General features: G+C 53.8%; 14 protein-coding genes. 11 read left to right on the forward strand and 3 right to left on the reverse strand.

Annotated features, from left to right (window positions below; genetic code table 11):
- Nucleotides 1-4: 4 nt before the first annotated feature.
- Complete coding sequence (locus tag G9Q38_RS04530; RefSeq protein ID WP_114420352.1) at nt 5-1,225, reverse strand: aminotransferase-like domain-containing protein; 1,221 nt, start codon at nt 1,223-1,225, stop codon at nt 5-7.
- A gap of 205 nt (nt 1,226-1,430) precedes the next feature.
- On the opposite strand from G9Q38_RS04530, the gene G9Q38_RS04535 reads away from it, so the two are divergent.
- Genes G9Q38_RS04535 through G9Q38_RS04560 form a run of 6 tightly spaced genes read left to right on the forward strand, consistent with a single transcriptional unit; the run spans nt 1,431 to nt 7,115 of the window.
- Nucleotides 1,431-1,706 (forward strand): FmdB family zinc ribbon protein, encoded by a 276-nt coding sequence (locus tag G9Q38_RS04535; RefSeq protein ID WP_166128223.1) that lies wholly within the window; start codon nt 1,431-1,433, stop codon nt 1,704-1,706.
- Between the two features lie 45 nt (nt 1,707-1,751).
- On the forward strand, nt 1,752-2,375 hold the full coding sequence (locus G9Q38_RS04540) for a DUF502 domain-containing protein (protein WP_114420354.1): 624 nt from the start codon (nt 1,752-1,754) through the stop codon (nt 2,373-2,375).
- A 35-nt stretch (nt 2,376-2,410) separates the two neighbouring features.
- Nucleotides 2,411-4,204, forward strand: coding sequence for an aspartate--tRNA ligase (gene aspS, locus G9Q38_RS04545; RefSeq protein WP_166128226.1), 1,794 nt, complete (start codon nt 2,411-2,413; stop codon nt 4,202-4,204).
- Nucleotides 4,205-4,242: 38 nt separating this feature from the next.
- Nucleotides 4,243-5,103: an endonuclease/exonuclease/phosphatase family protein gene (locus G9Q38_RS04550; protein ID WP_166128229.1), complete on the forward strand. Its 861-nt coding sequence runs from the start codon at nt 4,243-4,245 to the stop codon at nt 5,101-5,103.
- Nucleotides 5,104-5,119: 16 nt separating this feature from the next.
- On the forward strand, nt 5,120-6,364 hold the full coding sequence (clsB, locus tag G9Q38_RS04555; RefSeq protein ID WP_166128232.1) for a cardiolipin synthase ClsB: 1,245 nt from the start codon (nt 5,120-5,122) through the stop codon (nt 6,362-6,364).
- 46 nt (nt 6,365-6,410) lie between these two features.
- Entirely contained in the window at nt 6,411-7,115 is a 705-nt protein-coding gene (locus G9Q38_RS04560) for a glutathione S-transferase N-terminal domain-containing protein (RefSeq protein ID WP_166128234.1), read from the forward strand.
- A gap of 1 nt (nt 7,116) precedes the next feature.
- Here G9Q38_RS04560 and G9Q38_RS04565 read toward each other — a convergent pair whose 3' ends face one another.
- Together G9Q38_RS04565 and G9Q38_RS04570 are read right to left on the reverse strand one after the other, a co-directional pair.
- Complete coding sequence (locus tag G9Q38_RS04565) at nt 7,117-8,502, reverse strand: DUF3482 domain-containing protein (RefSeq protein WP_166128237.1); 1,386 nt, start codon at nt 8,500-8,502, stop codon at nt 7,117-7,119.
- Entirely contained in the window at nt 8,492-9,895 is a 1,404-nt protein-coding gene (locus G9Q38_RS04570) for a DUF2868 domain-containing protein (protein WP_166128240.1), read from the reverse strand. The genes G9Q38_RS04565 and G9Q38_RS04570 overlap by 11 nt, the downstream gene beginning before the upstream one ends.
- A 241-nt stretch (nt 9,896-10,136) precedes the next feature.
- Between G9Q38_RS04570 and G9Q38_RS04575 the strand changes: the two genes are divergently transcribed.
- The 5 genes from G9Q38_RS04575 to G9Q38_RS04595 are packed head-to-tail and all read left to right on the forward strand — an operon-like array spanning nt 10,137 to nt 14,640.
- Entirely contained in the window at nt 10,137-11,303 is a 1,167-nt protein-coding gene (locus G9Q38_RS04575) for an ABC transporter substrate-binding protein (protein WP_119442397.1), read from the forward strand.
- A gap of 28 nt (nt 11,304-11,331) precedes the next feature.
- Nucleotides 11,332-12,192: a branched-chain amino acid ABC transporter permease gene (locus tag G9Q38_RS04580; RefSeq protein ID WP_114420362.1), complete on the forward strand. Its 861-nt coding sequence runs from the start codon at nt 11,332-11,334 to the stop codon at nt 12,190-12,192.
- Nucleotides 12,192-13,190: a branched-chain amino acid ABC transporter permease gene (locus G9Q38_RS04585; RefSeq protein ID WP_166128243.1), complete on the forward strand. Its 999-nt coding sequence runs from the start codon at nt 12,192-12,194 to the stop codon at nt 13,188-13,190. Before G9Q38_RS04580 ends, G9Q38_RS04585 begins: the two co-directional genes overlap by 1 nt.
- Nucleotides 13,187-13,936 carry an ABC transporter ATP-binding protein gene (locus tag G9Q38_RS04590; RefSeq protein WP_166128245.1) on the forward strand — a complete coding sequence of 250 codons (750 nt, stop codon included), beginning with the start codon at nt 13,187-13,189 and terminating at the stop codon, nt 13,934-13,936. Before G9Q38_RS04585 ends, G9Q38_RS04590 begins: the two co-directional genes overlap by 4 nt.
- Complete coding sequence (locus tag G9Q38_RS04595) at nt 13,933-14,640, forward strand: ABC transporter ATP-binding protein (protein WP_166128248.1); 708 nt, start codon at nt 13,933-13,935, stop codon at nt 14,638-14,640. The genes G9Q38_RS04590 and G9Q38_RS04595 overlap by 4 nt, the downstream gene beginning before the upstream one ends.
- Nucleotides 14,641-14,645: the final 5 nt, after the last annotated feature.

Here is a 14,645-nt window from a genome sequence, read left to right on the forward strand (position 1 = left end):
GTTTTCACGCTGCTTTGCTGACCGCGCTTTCAGCGATAAGGCGGCCCAGAATTTCGATGCCTTCCCGAATCCGTTCTTTTGAGACGGTGACGAAACTTAAGCGTAAGGTGTTGCGCACGGGTTCGGCGCCGGCGTAGAACGGTTCTCCCGGCACAAATGCAACATGTTTCTTGATGGCGCGGCTAAGCAGTTCGTAGGCGTCGATGTGTTCGGGCAGCGTGACCCAAATGAACATCCCGCCTTCGGGGCGGGTCCACTTGGCCGATGCAGGGAAAAACTCCTGCATGGCTTCCAGCATATAGCCGCATTGTTCTTTGTAAATATCACGCACAGCCGGCAAATGAAAGTTCAGGAAACCTTCGTGGATTGTTTCGTAAACCGCCATTTGGGTTAGCGTGGCGGTATGCAGGTCGGTAGCCTGTTTAATTTGCACCAGTTTGGCAATAATGGCTTCCGGCGCCACGATATAGCCCAGACGCAGGCCCGGCGCCAGTACTTTCGAAAAGCTGCCCAGCCGGATCACGGTGGCCCCGACTTCCCGCCCCAGGCCTAATAAGCCGGGCAATGGTTCGCCGGCGTAACGCAGGTCGCCGTAGGGATCGTCTTCAATAATGGGCAGGTTTGCTTCGGCGCAACGCTTCACGAGCGCCTTGCGGCGCTCCAGATTCAAAGTGCGTCCTGTTGGATTCTGGAAGTTAGGCAGGGCGTAGATGAAGCGGGCGTGTGCCACGCGATCGTCTGTCAGGCCTTCCGGAATAAGGCCTTTGTCATCGGTTGGAACTGCGACGTAGTTTGGTTCGTAAAGTGAAAACGATTGCAGCGCGCCAAGGTAGCTGGGCGCCTCGACCAATACTTTGCTGCCGGGGTCGATAAAGAGCTTTCCAAGCAGGTCGAGGGCCTGTTGCGAGCCGGAAACGATTAGAACCTGGTCGACATTGACATCGTGAGCCCCCACACGCTTCAAATCTTGCGCCACCCATTCGCGCAGCGGGCGATAGCCTTCCGTGGGCCCATATTGCAGCGCGGCTTTTCCGTTATGGTTCAACACCTTTTCATAAGCGGCGTAAATTGTGTCGATAGGAAAGCCTTTTGGGGCGGGCAGCCCGCCGGCAAAGGAAATAATTTCCGGCCGTTCAGTGACTTTAAGAATTTCACGAATCGTTGAGCTGGTAATTTTTTGCGCGCGTTGTGAAAACGTATAGGGTTGGGGGTTCAGGCTCGTCATCCCGCTGTTCCTAAAAAAAAGGATTTGAACCCCTTAGGATACTGCAACTTTTGTTTGATTGCTTGCAATTGGCGCTTTAAACCCCATCTAAGCCGAGACACGTTTTATTTGTAACGGGTCGAACAAGAGCAAATTGGCAAAAACCGCTAAAATCTGTCGGTTTGGCTGGCTCAGTCGTAAATTCTAGTTTCTTAGGGGTGTTCTCGTGCCTATTTATGCTTATCGGTGCACAGACTGCGGTCACGCGCAAGATGTGCTGCAGAAAATGTCTGACTCTCCGTTAACCGATTGCCCTGCCTGTGGCAAATCAACTTATGCCAAGCAGGTCACGGCTGCCGGTTTTCAATTGAAAGGGTCGGGCTGGTACGTAACAGATTTCCGTAATAACGGGACCAAGCCCGCAAGTGCAGCGGCGCCGTCCGATAGCTCGGGTTCGGGCTCGTCGGCGTCTGGCACTTCAACCTCGACCCCGGCAGCTTGATTTTTCTTACTTGCTTGCAATCAAGCGCTCCAGATAGGCAAGGTTATGCGCGGCTTTAAACGTTATTTCGTCACCGGGTTGCTGATCTGGATCCCGCTTGTCATTACGATCTGGGTTTTGGCGCTGGTCTTTACAACGCTGGAAAGCGTGGTGCCCGCGTTTCTGACGTCTCAGTCGTTGTTCGGTTATGCCATCCCGGGCTTTCAACTGTTATTGGTTATTGTTGTTGTGTTTTTAACGGGGCTGGCCGGCGCCAATTTTATCGGCCAGGCACTGGTCGGACGCTGGGAATGGTTGCTGGGTCGGATCCCTTTGGTGCGTTCCATTTATAATTCGGTTAAACAGGTTAGTGATACTGTTTTATCGCCCAGCGGGCAAGCCTTCCGTGAAGCTGTCCTGGTCCAGTACCCCCGTCAGGGCGCCTGGACCATTGCTTTTTTAACCGGTGCGCCCGGTGGCGAGGTGGCCGATAAGCTTGGCCCGGGGTATGTGAGTGTTTATGTGCCAACCACCCCTAATCCCACATCAGGTTTTTTTCTGATGCTGCCGCGTGACGATGTTCATGTGCTTAATATGAGCGTCGACACGGCGCTTAAGTATATTGTGTCCATGGGTGTGGTTGCACCCGGGGGCAGCGTGCCGTCCGGCACCGAAAATAAGCAGTCTTGATTAAACCAAAACGAATTAATACGGAGTATTCCCACATGCGTACTTGCTACACCGGCGAGGTTGGTCGCGATCAACTGGACCAAACCGTCACCCTGTTTGGCTGGGTGCATCGTCGTCGCGATCATGGTGGCGTAATTTTTATCGACTTGCGTGACCGCGCAGGGCTGGCCCAGGTTGTGGTGGATCCCGATAACGTAGAGGCGTTCGCGACTGCTGAGCGCATTCGTAATGAATATTGCCTGAAACTTACCGGTCTTGTACGTTTGCGCCCTGAAGGCACGACTAATGCCGATTTGGCCTCGGGCGACGTTGAGATTTTGTGTCGTGATATTGAAATCCTGAATGCCTCGGTTACACCGCCGTTCCAGCTCGACGATGAAAATCTTTCAGAGACTACCCGACTCACACATCGTGTGCTCGATTTGCGTCGCCCGCAAATGCAGCGCAACCTGATGCTTCGCTATCGCGTTTCAATGGCAGTACGTCGCTATCTGGATGATCTGGGTTTTGTGGATATTGAAACCCCGATGCTCACCAAAAGCACACCGGAGGGTGCGCGCGATTACCTGGTTCCTTCACGCGTGAATGCGGGCGAGTTTTTTGCTTTGCCGCAGTCGCCCCAGCTGTTCAAGCAGATGTTAATGGTGTCCGGGTTTGACCGATATTACCAAATTACCAAATGCTTTCGCGACGAAGACTTGCGCGCAGACCGGCAGCCCGAGTTCACCCAGATCGACTGCGAAACCTCTTTCCTGAATGAAGAGCAAATTCGCGAGATATTCGAAGGTTTGATGCGTCATGTCTTCAAGACAGTCCAAGACGTTGATTTGCCTGAAGCCTTCCCCACTATGACCTGGGCTGAAGCGATGCGCCGTTTTGGCTCCGACAAGCCCGATCTGCGGGTTAAGCTTGAGTTCACCGATATCTCCGACATTATGAAAGAGGTTGAGTTCAAGGTGTTCTCCGCCCCTGCAAACGATGAGGCCTGCCGCGTGGTGGCCATGCGGGTGCCGGGTGGTGGCAGTCTGCCGCGCAGTGAGATCGATGCTTACACACGATTCGTGGGCATCTATGGCGCCAAGGGTTTGGCTTACATCAAGGTTAACGATGCGGCTGCGATTCCCGAAGGCTTGCAGTCGCCTATTGTGAAGAATATTCATCAGCAGGCGTTAACGGCACTGATTGAACGCACCGGCGCCCAATCGGGTGATCTGATCTTCTTCGGGGCGGATAAAACCAAAGTGGTGAACGATGCAATGGGTGCGCTGCGCGTGAAAATCGGTCACAGTGATTTCGGTAAAGAGAACGGCTTGTTCGAAAGTGGATGGAAGCCGCTTTGGGTGGTTGATTTCCCCATGTTCGAGTACGACCCCGAAGAGGGGCGCTATTTCGCCGCCCACCATCCGTTTACCAGTCCGAAAGACGGTCACGAAGAACTCTTGGAATCCGAGCCTGGCGCGGCACTGGCCAAAGCGTACGATATGGTGCTTAATGGTTGGGAAGTGGGTGGTGGTTCCGTGCGTATTCACCGTGCCGACGTGCAAAGCAAGGTGTTCCGTGCTTTGAATATCGGCCCGGAAGAAGCGCAGGAAAAATTTGGCTTCCTGCTCGACGCACTGCAATACGGCGCGCCCCCGCATGGTGGGGTGGCGTTTGGTCTGGATCGTCTGGTCACCATGATGACCGGTTCCGAATCCATTCGCGACGTTATTGCCTTCCCTAAAACCCAACGTGCGCAATGCCTCCTTACCCAGGCACCGTCGCCGGTTGATGAAAAGCAACTGCGCGAATTGCATATTCGTTTGCGCAAGGTGGAAAGCCCTTCATAAGGGCGCACGTTATGTCTTAGTTCATCAAGGGGTTGGCCGTGTCCGTGCTCAGGGTTGTCAGTTACAACATTCATAAAGGGCGTTCGGCCATAGGGGCTCGTGAGTCATTGTCGCAGTTGCGGCTAGGGCTTTACGGGCTGCGCCCCGATCTATTGTTTCTGCAGGAAGTTCAAGGCCGCAATCAGCGTCAATCCACACTTGATGCGCAACACGAGTCGTTGGCGGCCGCGTTAAACATGCAGGTCTGTTACGGCTGCAACGCGGTTCGTAAACATACCGATCATGGGAACGCGTTGCTGTCGCGTTTTCCGGTATTGAATTATGAAAACGAGGATGTGTCGGATCACCGCTTGGAGCAACGCGGCTTGTTGCACGCAATTTTGTCTATTAACGATCAAGACGTGCATTGCTTCGTGGTTCATCTGGGTTTGTTCGCAGGAGGGCGCTCGCGTCAGACGCAAGCGTTGGTTGACCGGATTAAACGCCTTGTTCCTGCGCATGCCCCTTTGCTTATCGCCGGCGACTTCAATGATTGGAACAATCGTCTGGCACCGATGTTCGTTAAACAATTAAACCTTTACGAAGTGTTTTCGGTGGCGCCTCATGCTGCTCAAACGGGGCCGCTCACTTTACCCGAGTCGTTTCGTAATCTGGGCCAGTCGTTTCGCATGTTCGGCAGCCATAATCCGTTACCGCGTAAATCGCGTGAGTTGGGTGTCAACGGGCTGGCCCGCATGACTCCGCCGCCGCGCACTTTTCCTGCTGTTTTTCCCTGGTTTCGTCTCGACCGTATTTATCAGCGAGGCTTTGCGGTGCGCCACGCCCGTGTTTTGCACGGCAAACCCTGGACGCAGCTGTCGGATCATGCCCCTATCCTGACGGAACTGGAATTACCCTAAAGGGCAAGGAGGCGCTATGCGATTGCGTTCCGGAGCCCGACATTACGCTGATTTCGCCCTTTGGCGTGAGGGCAATGAAATTACTTTATTGCAGAACGGTCAGGCCTATTTCCCGGCTTTGTGCGAAGAAATTGATCAAGCCCGCTATAGCGTTCATCTTGAAACCTATATCTTCAATCTTGATGAAACGGGCTATGGTATTTTACGCCATTTGTCTCAGGCCTGTGAGCGAGGCGTAAAAGTTCGCGTTGTGGTTGATGGTTTCGGCAGCTTTGAGCATATTCCCGAGTTACAGCGCCGCTTTTCGGCAATGGGCGCCCAATTTCGCGTTTACCGGCCCGAGCCGCGCGGAATAGGCTCTTATCGTTTCAGTTTGCGTCGCTTGCGGCGTTTGCATCGCAAAGTGGTGGTTATTGACCAGGAACTTGCCTTTTTGGGCGGCATTAATGTGCACGATGATTTGGTTGATGTGCCTATCGATGGTTATGGCCCGAAACCGCGCTTTGATTTTGCGGTGCGGGTTCAAGGCCCTGTGGTGAATGATTTGCGCGATGCCCAAGTTGCACTATGGGCCAAAATGGCTTGGCGCCAACGCGAGAACTGGGCCTCTTTTTACAAGCGTTTGCGTTCCTGGCGCCGTAGAAGGGGCGGCGTTTCAGATCGTGCCAAAAAGGGGGCGGGCTCATTGCGCGCGGCGGTACTCTTTCGGGACAACGTGCGTTATCGCAAGTTAATTGAACATGCCTATATCAGCGCAATTAACCGTGCGACGCAGTATGTGTTGATTGCCAACTCCTATTTTTTACCGAGCCGGGCTCTAAAAAAGGCTTTGCAAGACGCCGCAGCTCGGGGCGTGTGCGTGCGTTTGCTTTTGCAGGGGCGTTCCGAGTACGCGTTGCAGTTTCGCGCCTGCCGAAGCATGTATGGCACTTTGCTGGAGCAAGGTATCGAAATCTATGAGTACTTGCCCAGCTATCTGCATGCCAAAGTTGCAGTGATCGACGACCGGGCGATGGTCGGTTCGGCCAATATGGACCCATTCAGTTTGTTATTGGCCAGGGAGGCCAACGTCTATATTGATGACAAGGATTTTGCCCGCGATTTGCGGCTTCGTTTGGAAGCGGAGATTAAATCGAGCAGCCAACACGTTACACCCCTTGTGTGGGAAAAAGTATCATGGTGGACTCGCTGGCTTGACGCCGGGGCCCACGCTTTGTTACGAATGGGTGTGGCTTTAACCGGGCGTTCAGCCGAATATTAATGCTGTATCTTTGTTTCAATACATTCATTTCAAGGCTTCTAAATTCATGTACGACTTATCTGCTTTTCCTATTACCCAAAAGTGGCCGGCGCATCATCCCGACCTGATTCAGTTGTATTCTCTGCCCACACCGAATGGTGCCAAGGCGTCCATTATGCTTGAAGAGCTGGGTTTGCCTTACGAACCGCATTTGGTTCGGTTTCAGGAGAATGACCAATTGTCGCCTGAGTTCTTGTCACTGAACCCCAATAACAAAATTCCGGCCATGATCGATCCGGACGGCCCCGACGGAAAGCCGCTGGCTTTGTTTGAGTCGGGTGCGATTTTGCTGTATCTGGCCGATAAAACGGGTAAGTTGATTCCACAAGATCCGGCCGGGCGCTATCACGCCATTCAATGGTTGATGTTCCAAATGGGCGGTATCGGCCCTATGTTTGGTCAAGTGGGGTTCTTTCACAAGTTTGCCGGAAAAGAGTACGAAGACAAGCGGCCACGCGATCGCTATGTTAGCGAGTCGCGTCGTTTGCTGAATGTTTTGAATCAGCGTTTAACCGGGCGTCCGTGGGTAATGGGTGAAGATTATTCTTTAGTCGATATTGCCATCTTTCCGTGGGTTCGCAGCGCAGTTCATTTTTATGAGGCAAGTGAGCTGCTTGGTATGGCTGATTTTCCGGAGGTCTCCCGAGCATTGAAGGCATTCGAGGCGCGCCCTGCGGTGCAGGCAGGGTTGAACAGCCCGAAACGCGATTAGATTAGTTTTCCTGTGCGAGTTGCTGCGCGAGTTCAGTGACGCGTCGGCGGCGTCTGGGTGAGCTTTCGTGCGTTGCACTCATGCTTGACCAATCCGGGTTGGCGCGGGCTTCTTGCAGGGGATCAGGCAATTGTTTGTTTTGCACGATGGCGTGTTCATTCATCTTGATCTCTATCGGTTGAGTTGCCGCGTGCCCACGACGTTCCAGTGCGCTAAGCAATGTTAATTGCCGTGCCGCCAGCACGCGCAGGACCTGGTCGTTCAGGCTGATTTCGCGGTAACCGCGTAAACGCCCCAACAGGCGCCGGCCATATCGCTCGGCACCTTGCCATAAACCGCCTGCAGCGGCGCCGGCCAGCGTTCCGGCGCCCAAGCTTAATCCGCCCGTAACCAGGTCTACCGTAAAGCCGGCTGCAGCCCCTGTCGCGGCACCCAGGCCGACCTCGACGCCCGCATCTTTAAGGGCTTGGGGGCTGAATAAGTCCATGCCCCATTTTTCCCCTTCCAGTGGTAATGCCTGGTTAAGGTAGTCTTCGCCGCGAAAGTTGAACCGTTGAAGCAATAGCGCGACACATTGCTGTTCGCGTTGCCGGATGGTGTCCCGCAATTGTTTGGTGGCCACGTCGATTTCTTTTTTATCGGGGGACGCTGTTAGCCGGAAAGCGGCGGCGTCGATCAGCAGGTCGGCGATGAGCATTAATGCATCTTCATGGCGTTTTTTCTTTTGCTCCGCGACACTGACTTTTATTTTTTTCAACAGACTGGAAAATGAATCCAGTAACAGGGCAAGCTTGTCGTATAACTGGTCTTCGCCGTTCAGTGCCGGTGCCACGGTGTCGAACTCAACCATTGCGTGCAGGTTTAAGCGTGACAAGGCCTGACGCCACTCATGGGTGCGTTGTCCGGGAGCGTGTATGAAATTAAGCACGGGCAGCAGTGGGCGGCCGCACTGTGCCAAAATAGCCAATTCTTCCTTGTGCTTGCTTAAAACGGGGTCGCGCGCATCAATAACGTATAAGCCTGCCTGGCAGGTTAGCAGCCCCTGCAATACGCGTGCCTCCTGTTCAAAGCGCTGCACTCCTTCAGTCGATTGAAGGAAGCGTTGAATCCTCTCCGGCCCGTCAAGACGCGTTGCCGGGGGGCTGATTTGGTCGATGAGTGCACCGAGTTCCATTGCTTCTTCAAGTCCCGGCGTATCCAGAAGCTGAATCGCAATATCCGGCGTAATCTGTAAGCTAACCGTTTCCACGTGCCGTGTTGTACCCGGTCGATTGTCAACCTGCCCAAAATTTGGGTCGCGTGTCAGCGTTCGCAGTAACGACGTTTTGCCTGTATTGGTGTGTCCGACAACGGCCAGCCTGAGCGGAATGGTTGAATTAGCTTGCATGATTGGGCTGCTTTGCTTGGGTGCCGAGCAATGTTTGCAGGTTGGAGCTTATGTGTATTGAATGGGCGGGAAGGTGTTCTATCTGTTCCTGCCAGACCCAGTCACGATTGTTTTCGGGTTGACTGGGTTGCACGACAACATACAGGTTTGAGCCGGCTGCGGCTAACTGCTGCAGGAAATGCAAAGTGCCACGATCGGGTGTTTGGCTGGCATCACACACCGTAATGATCTGTTCAGGCCGGTGTGCTTCTAACGTTTGCAAAACCTGTTTGCGCTGCTCGCGCGAGTCAACACGCCCCAAATCGTTTCCCGTCTGCCCTAAAGCGATGGGCGGCCAGGGTGTGTCGGCGGTTAATTCCAGGCCTAATATGGCAAAGGGTTTGGTGTGGTCAAAAGAGGCGGCGGCGGTGGTCGGCTTCGCGGACGAAAGCGTTTGCGGGGCAGGACGATCGATGCCGATCACCTGGCTTTCGGGCATGAGATGTGGGTGCAGGTTTATATAACCGGGTAAGGTGGTGTCAATCGGCGTGACCCGAATGCTGCGCTGCGCCCACCGCATGCAGATCAACATGAGAGCGGCACGCGGAATAAAGCCATAAACCAAAACGCAACCAATTAACCAGCTTGACCAGTCGACACCGGCACCGGCAAGCGTGGAGGGCGAGCCGATGCTGGTATCAATAATGCTTGAGTCGGGCGTTGCAAAGCCCAATAGCGAGGGAAACCACCCGAGTACTTGGGTGAATTGCAGAAACACGCCCGACCCCAGCAAGGTGGTTTCCCATTGGAATTGATATTGCCTGGCGGACAGAAGGATAAGCAGCGTAAGGATGATCGCAACCATCAGACTTGCCCAAATAGCGTGACTCACCACGCTTAATGTGGGTTTGAGCGCGCCGGTGCGACTCAGTGTGCTGGTTAGGCCTTGCACTAACAGATGGTTGTCTGCCTGTTTATTCAGCTTGCGCGTCAGGGCCAGCCATACTTTTCCCAAGCCGGGTGGCCCGGCGGTATCCACTTGTAGTGAAATAACCCAAAGCACCAGGGTGACAAGGTGCAGGCCAAGTAACGTTAGTAAGGCCACCAAAAGGTTCACCGGTTGCTGCCCGCTGCCCAGTGCGCTGACGGCGGCTGAAACGCCGCCCAAAATGCCCAGCAACAGCAGCCCCGAAAGCACCCAGTGGGCTTGTGAGGTAATGACGTTGACCTTGGGTGTGAATGCGAGCTTTTCGGCCAACGCATTTGCGCGAATACTCAGGCGCGCTTCCAGTGTTTTGCCTTGGGTGAGTGCTTGTCGGGTTTCCTGTGCATCTTCGCAGCGGCCGTTTTTGATTTCATAAAGACGAACCGCTTCGGTTAGCCAGGCGGTTTGAAGTGATCGCGTAAAACCCATGTGTATTTAATTCGCGTGCAGGCAATGATAGGCATATTAGGCGGTGTACCTGATTGCGTCCAGTCGGGCTCGTATGCAGGGCTATTTGATTGGTATACCAACTGGTTGTAATTACAACTCGTTGGTGATTCAACTAGTTGACATACCAACAAGTTGAATTTAGACTGATCCCCAAGTGGCAGAAAAGTGGCGTTCTTATGCGCACTTCCTGTGCACGAAAATTAATAAATCAGGAGACAAAATGAAGAAAGCGCTTCGTTTGGGCGCCATCGCATTGATGGCCGCCTCTATTACCGGTTTTGCTCACGCCGATACGGTTAAAGTGGGTATTATTGGCCCTTTCTCGGGTCCGTTTGCGCACTATGGCAAGTTATTCAAAGATGGTGCCGAGTCTTATTTGAAACAGCAAGGGGGCAAGTTTGCCGGCCACGATATCGAAATCATTTATCGTGACAGCGGCGGGCCGAACCCCAGTGGTGTAAAAACCGCCGCCCAGGAATTGATCGTGAGTGATCGTGTCGACTATCTCGGTGGTATCGTGTTTACGCCCAACGCCATGGCTGTTGCGCCTTTGGTGCAGGAATCAAAAACGCCCACGGTCATTTTTAACGCGGCTACGTCGTCTATTACCCCGAAATCCGATTATCTCGTCAGAACTTCCTACACCTTGTGGCAGGTGACTGTACCTATTGCCCGTTGGGCGCACGAGCAAGGTATTAAGAAAGTGGTCACAGCCGTAAGCGATTACGCGCCGGGTGTCGACGGGGAAACCGCATTCAAGGAAGAGTTCACCCGTTTGGGCGGCGAGGTTGTTGAAAGCATCCGCATGCCGCTTAACACCAATGACTTCAGTCCGTTTGCGCAGCGTATCAAGGCATCGGGTGCCGAAGCGGTTTATGTCTTTCTTCCTGGTGGCCCACCCAGTTTGGGTTTCGTGAATGCCTACAACGAGAACGGTTTGCGTGAAGCGGGAATCGAGTTCCTTGGTACCGCGGAAATGGATGAGTTCGACTTGCAGAAGTTCGGCGATGCCGCACTGGGTTTGAAGACCGCGTTTCACTATTCGGCCGCGCATGACTCAGACGCCAATCGCGAATTCAAAAAGGCTATGAAAGCGCAGGCGGCCGATGCACTGGAAAACTATGCGTCCGTAGGCGCCTACGATGGCATGCACATCATTCACAAAATGGTTGAAGCGACTGACGGCAAGAAAGACGGTGATAAGGCCATTGAAGCGATTAAAGGCTATGAGTGGGAAAGCCCTCGCGGCCCTGCCAAGATCGATCCCGAAACCCGCCATATCACTCAGAACGTCTATTTGCGGGAAGTTGAGCGTGATGGTGACATTCTTGTGAATACCGAAATCGAAAATTTCGGCATGCAACCCGACCACGGTCTGAAAAAGTAATCACAACGTAGAAGGAAGGGGTTCGGGCGTGCAGCTCTTCAGTAATATTCTGATAGACGGCATTGTCTACGGGATGGTGCTTTTCATCATCTCCGTAGGCCTGTCCGTCACGATGGGCCTGATGCGGTTCATCAATCTTGCGCATGGGGCTTTTGCCATGGCCGGTGGTTACGTTGCCGCCTGGCTGGTGCGTGAGGAAGGTTATCCGTTTTTGGCTGCCTTGGTGCTGGCCGTTCTGGCTGCAGTCGTGTTGGCTGCACTGCTTGAAACCTTTGTTTTCCGGTTTCTGTACAAACGTACTGAGCTGGAGCAGGTGCTGTTTACGATCGGTTTTACGTTTGCGGCAATTGCCCTGGCCAACTTGTTGGCCGGGCCTTACATTCAGTTAATTCCATTGCCTGAGTGGCTCGATGGCTCCATGTCTTTGGGTGATCGGACCTTGCCCACGCAACGTGTGTTTGTCATCGTAATGGGGTTGGTCGTTGTTCTTTTGTTGTGGCTCATCATTGCCAAGACTCGATTCGGTATCTGGCTCAGGGCTTCAGTTGATAACGCACCCATGTCTTCCTCGCTGGGCATCAATATTCGTTTGGTTCAATGCGCCACCTTTGCTTTCGGGGCCGGTCTGGCCGCGCTTGGGGGCGCGCTGGGGGCGGAGCTGATGCCGCTGGAGCCCTATTATCCCTTGAAGTATTTGGTGCTGATGTTGGTCGTGGTGTCGGTAGGGGGGCTTGGCAGCGTGTCTGGAACCCTGGTTGCAGCGCTTGTGCTGGGGGTTATTGATACCGCGGGAAGGTATCTGGCTTCCGACTTCGGTACGTTTTTCTTTTATGTCGCCATGATTCTGCTTTTAGCCTGGCGCCCTGAAGGTATTTTGCGGAGACACTGATGCCTAATGCTTCATATTCCTTAGGTGCCGGTGCAAACATGGCACGCTTTGCCTGGCTGGGCTATGCCCTGGCACTGGCAGTGATGTTCGCGCTGTATTGGTTTTTCCCAGGCAGCCTTCTCATGCTGACCCATATCGCCATTATGGCCATTCTGGTCATGTCTCTGGACTTGGTAACGGGTTACGCCGGCTTGCCGACATTAGGCCATGCCGCCATGTTCGGCATGGGGGCTTACAGTGCGGGTCTGTTCGCCAAACATTTTTCGCCCGATCCATTGCTTGGCTTGCTGGTGGGAGCCGGTTCGGGTGCGCTGGTTGCCTTTATATCCGGTCTTTTCCTGGTACGTTATCAAGGGCTGGCGTTTCTAATGTTAACGATTGCCGTCACGTTAATTCTGCAAAGCCTTGCAAATAGTTTCCAGGGGATAACGGGCGGTGATAACGGCTTAACGGGTTACGACATTTCGCCGCTTCTTGGGCAGTTCAATTTCGATATGTTTGGTGTAACCGGTTACTGGTACAGCATGATCGCAATGCTGGTTTGCTATGCCGTACTGCGCCGGGTTATGCGCTCGCCGTTTGGCTTGTGTTGCGTTGGTATTCGTGAGAACCGGGAGCGCATGGCGGCAAACGGCACCCGCATCTATCCACATTTGGTACGCCTGTATGTAATTGCCGGCTTTTTCGCCGGTGTGGCCGGTGCGCTGTCCGCCCAGGTGACACAAGTGGTGAGCCTTGACAGCCTTGGTTTTGAACTGTCAGCAGAGGCTTTGGTCATGCTGGTGCTGGGCGGATTGGGTACCTTGAACGGCGCCATTATTGGTACGACTTTATATTCCGTTATTCACCATTACGCCGCCACGGCGAACCCGTTCCATTGGCTGTTTGTGATTGGTGGCTTGCTCATGTTGGTCGTGTTCCTGCCCAAAGGACTCTTGAACCGTTTTATGAGTCGCATTGGCCGTAACGTGCTTTCTTTGATCGGGAGGGGCGCATGACTGTGCTGCAGGTTGAGCATTTAAATAAAGCTTTTGGCGGGCTGACGGTTACTGATGACGTGACCTTTGCGCTGAGCGCCGGTGAACGCATGGCGATTATTGGCCCGAATGGCGCCGGTAAAACAACGCTGGTGAATCAAATTGGCGGGGTATTGCGTTCCGATAGCGGTCGCATTCATTTAAACGGCGTAGACGTCACCGAATGGCCCAGCCATCGCAGGGTCGGTCACGGCTTGATTCGTACCTTTCAGATTTCGCGCCTGGCGCCGGACATCCCCGCGCTCGACCAGGTGGCGCTGGCCATTCATCAGCGCGATGGCTCAATTGGGCATATGTGGCGTAACAAGAATGCCTACACGGAAGTTATTGAGGAGGCCGAGCATATTTTGGCCGACCTGCAATTGTCGCGTGTTGCCCGGCACGCTCCTGCCGAGATGGCGTACGGCGATCAACGTCTGGTTGAGATTGCGTTGGCGCTGGCCTTGAAGCCAAAAGTATTGTTGCTCGATGAGCCGATGGCCGGTGTGCCGCGTTCCGAGGCACAACTGGTTCTGGATGCATTGGATAAATTGCCGGCGGATTTGGCGGTTGTCATTATTGAACATGATATGGATTTAGTCTTTCGCTTTGCCCAACGAATTTTGGTGCTTGCAAACGGCGCAGTGCTGGCCGACGGGACGCCTGATGAGATTCGACGGAACGAGGTGGTGCGGTCGGTGTATCTTGGAAGCGAGGCGCAAGTATGAGTATGCTCCTGGAGGTTAAAGCACTGGAAGCCGGATACGGTCCGCTGACTGTTCTGCACGAAGTGTCGTTTTCCGTTGCACCGGGCGAGCGAGTGTGTTTGTTGGGCCGCAATGGTGTGGGCAAATCCACCACGTTGAAAAGCGTGATGAATCTGACTCAATATCGCGCGGGTTCGGTGTACTGGCAGGGGCATGATATTACGCGCCTTAGCACGGTTGAACGTGCCCGAAGGGGTATTGGTTACGTACCGCAAACACGCGACGTTTTTCCCTCTCTTACCGTAGAGGAAAACCTGATTGCAGGTTTACGTAACCGGCCGCGTTCCGAAGTGCAAAAAGCGTATGAGTTGTTTCCCCGTCTTTATGAGCGTCGCAACAATGGGGGTCAGGCCTTGTCGGGCGGCGAGCAACAAATGCTGTCGGTGGCGCGAACCTTACTGGGCGAGCCGCAATTGTTGTTGCTCGACGAGCCTTTGGAAGGGCTGGCGCCCATTATTTGTGAAGAATTGATGCATGCTTTCGACAAGCTCAGTCGCGAGCAGCATGTGGCGATTGTTTTAGTAGAGCAAAAAGTACAAGAGGCGCTGAAGTTTGCGCAGCGTGCCTTGGTGCTGGATCACGGGGCGGTTATTTATGAAAGCGGCACAGCCGAGCTCATAAATGACCCCACCATTCTCGACCGCTACATTGCGGTTGCGGAATAGATACA

Origin of the sequence: Pusillimonas sp. DMV24BSW_D (assembly GCF_011388195.1) — a bacterium.
Classification (GTDB): Bacteria; Pseudomonadota; Gammaproteobacteria; order Burkholderiales; family Burkholderiaceae_B; genus Neopusillimonas; species Neopusillimonas aestuarii.

What these genes read in the sequence shown, in the direction of transcription:
- G9Q38_RS04540 (WP_114420354.1), top strand. Translation starts at nt 1,752, where the DNA reads ATGCGCGGCTTTAAACGTTATTTCGTCACCGGGTTGCTGATCTGGATC.
- G9Q38_RS04595 (WP_166128248.1), top strand. Translation starts at nt 13,933, where the DNA reads ATGAGTATGCTCCTGGAGGTTAAAGCACTGGAAGCCGGATACGGTCCG.
- G9Q38_RS04530 (WP_114420352.1), bottom strand. Translation starts at nt 1,225, where the DNA reads ATGACGAGCCTGAACCCCCAACCCTATACGTTTTCACAACGCGCGCAA.
- G9Q38_RS04575 (WP_119442397.1), top strand. Translation starts at nt 10,137, where the DNA reads ATGAAGAAAGCGCTTCGTTTGGGCGCCATCGCATTGATGGCCGCCTCT.
- G9Q38_RS04565 (WP_166128237.1), bottom strand. Translation starts at nt 8,502, where the DNA reads ATGCAAGCTAATTCAACCATTCCGCTCAGGCTGGCCGTTGTCGGACAC.
- G9Q38_RS04570 (WP_166128240.1), bottom strand. Translation starts at nt 9,895, where the DNA reads ATGGGTTTTACGCGATCACTTCAAACCGCCTGGCTAACCGAAGCGGTT.
- G9Q38_RS04590 (WP_166128245.1), top strand. Translation starts at nt 13,187, where the DNA reads ATGACTGTGCTGCAGGTTGAGCATTTAAATAAAGCTTTTGGCGGGCTG.
- clsB (WP_166128232.1), top strand. Translation starts at nt 5,120, where the DNA reads ATGCGATTGCGTTCCGGAGCCCGACATTACGCTGATTTCGCCCTTTGG.
- G9Q38_RS04560 (WP_166128234.1), top strand. Translation starts at nt 6,411, where the DNA reads ATGTACGACTTATCTGCTTTTCCTATTACCCAAAAGTGGCCGGCGCAT.
- aspS (WP_166128226.1), top strand. Translation starts at nt 2,411, where the DNA reads ATGCGTACTTGCTACACCGGCGAGGTTGGTCGCGATCAACTGGACCAA.
- G9Q38_RS04585 (WP_166128243.1), top strand. Translation starts at nt 12,192, where the DNA reads ATGCCTAATGCTTCATATTCCTTAGGTGCCGGTGCAAACATGGCACGC.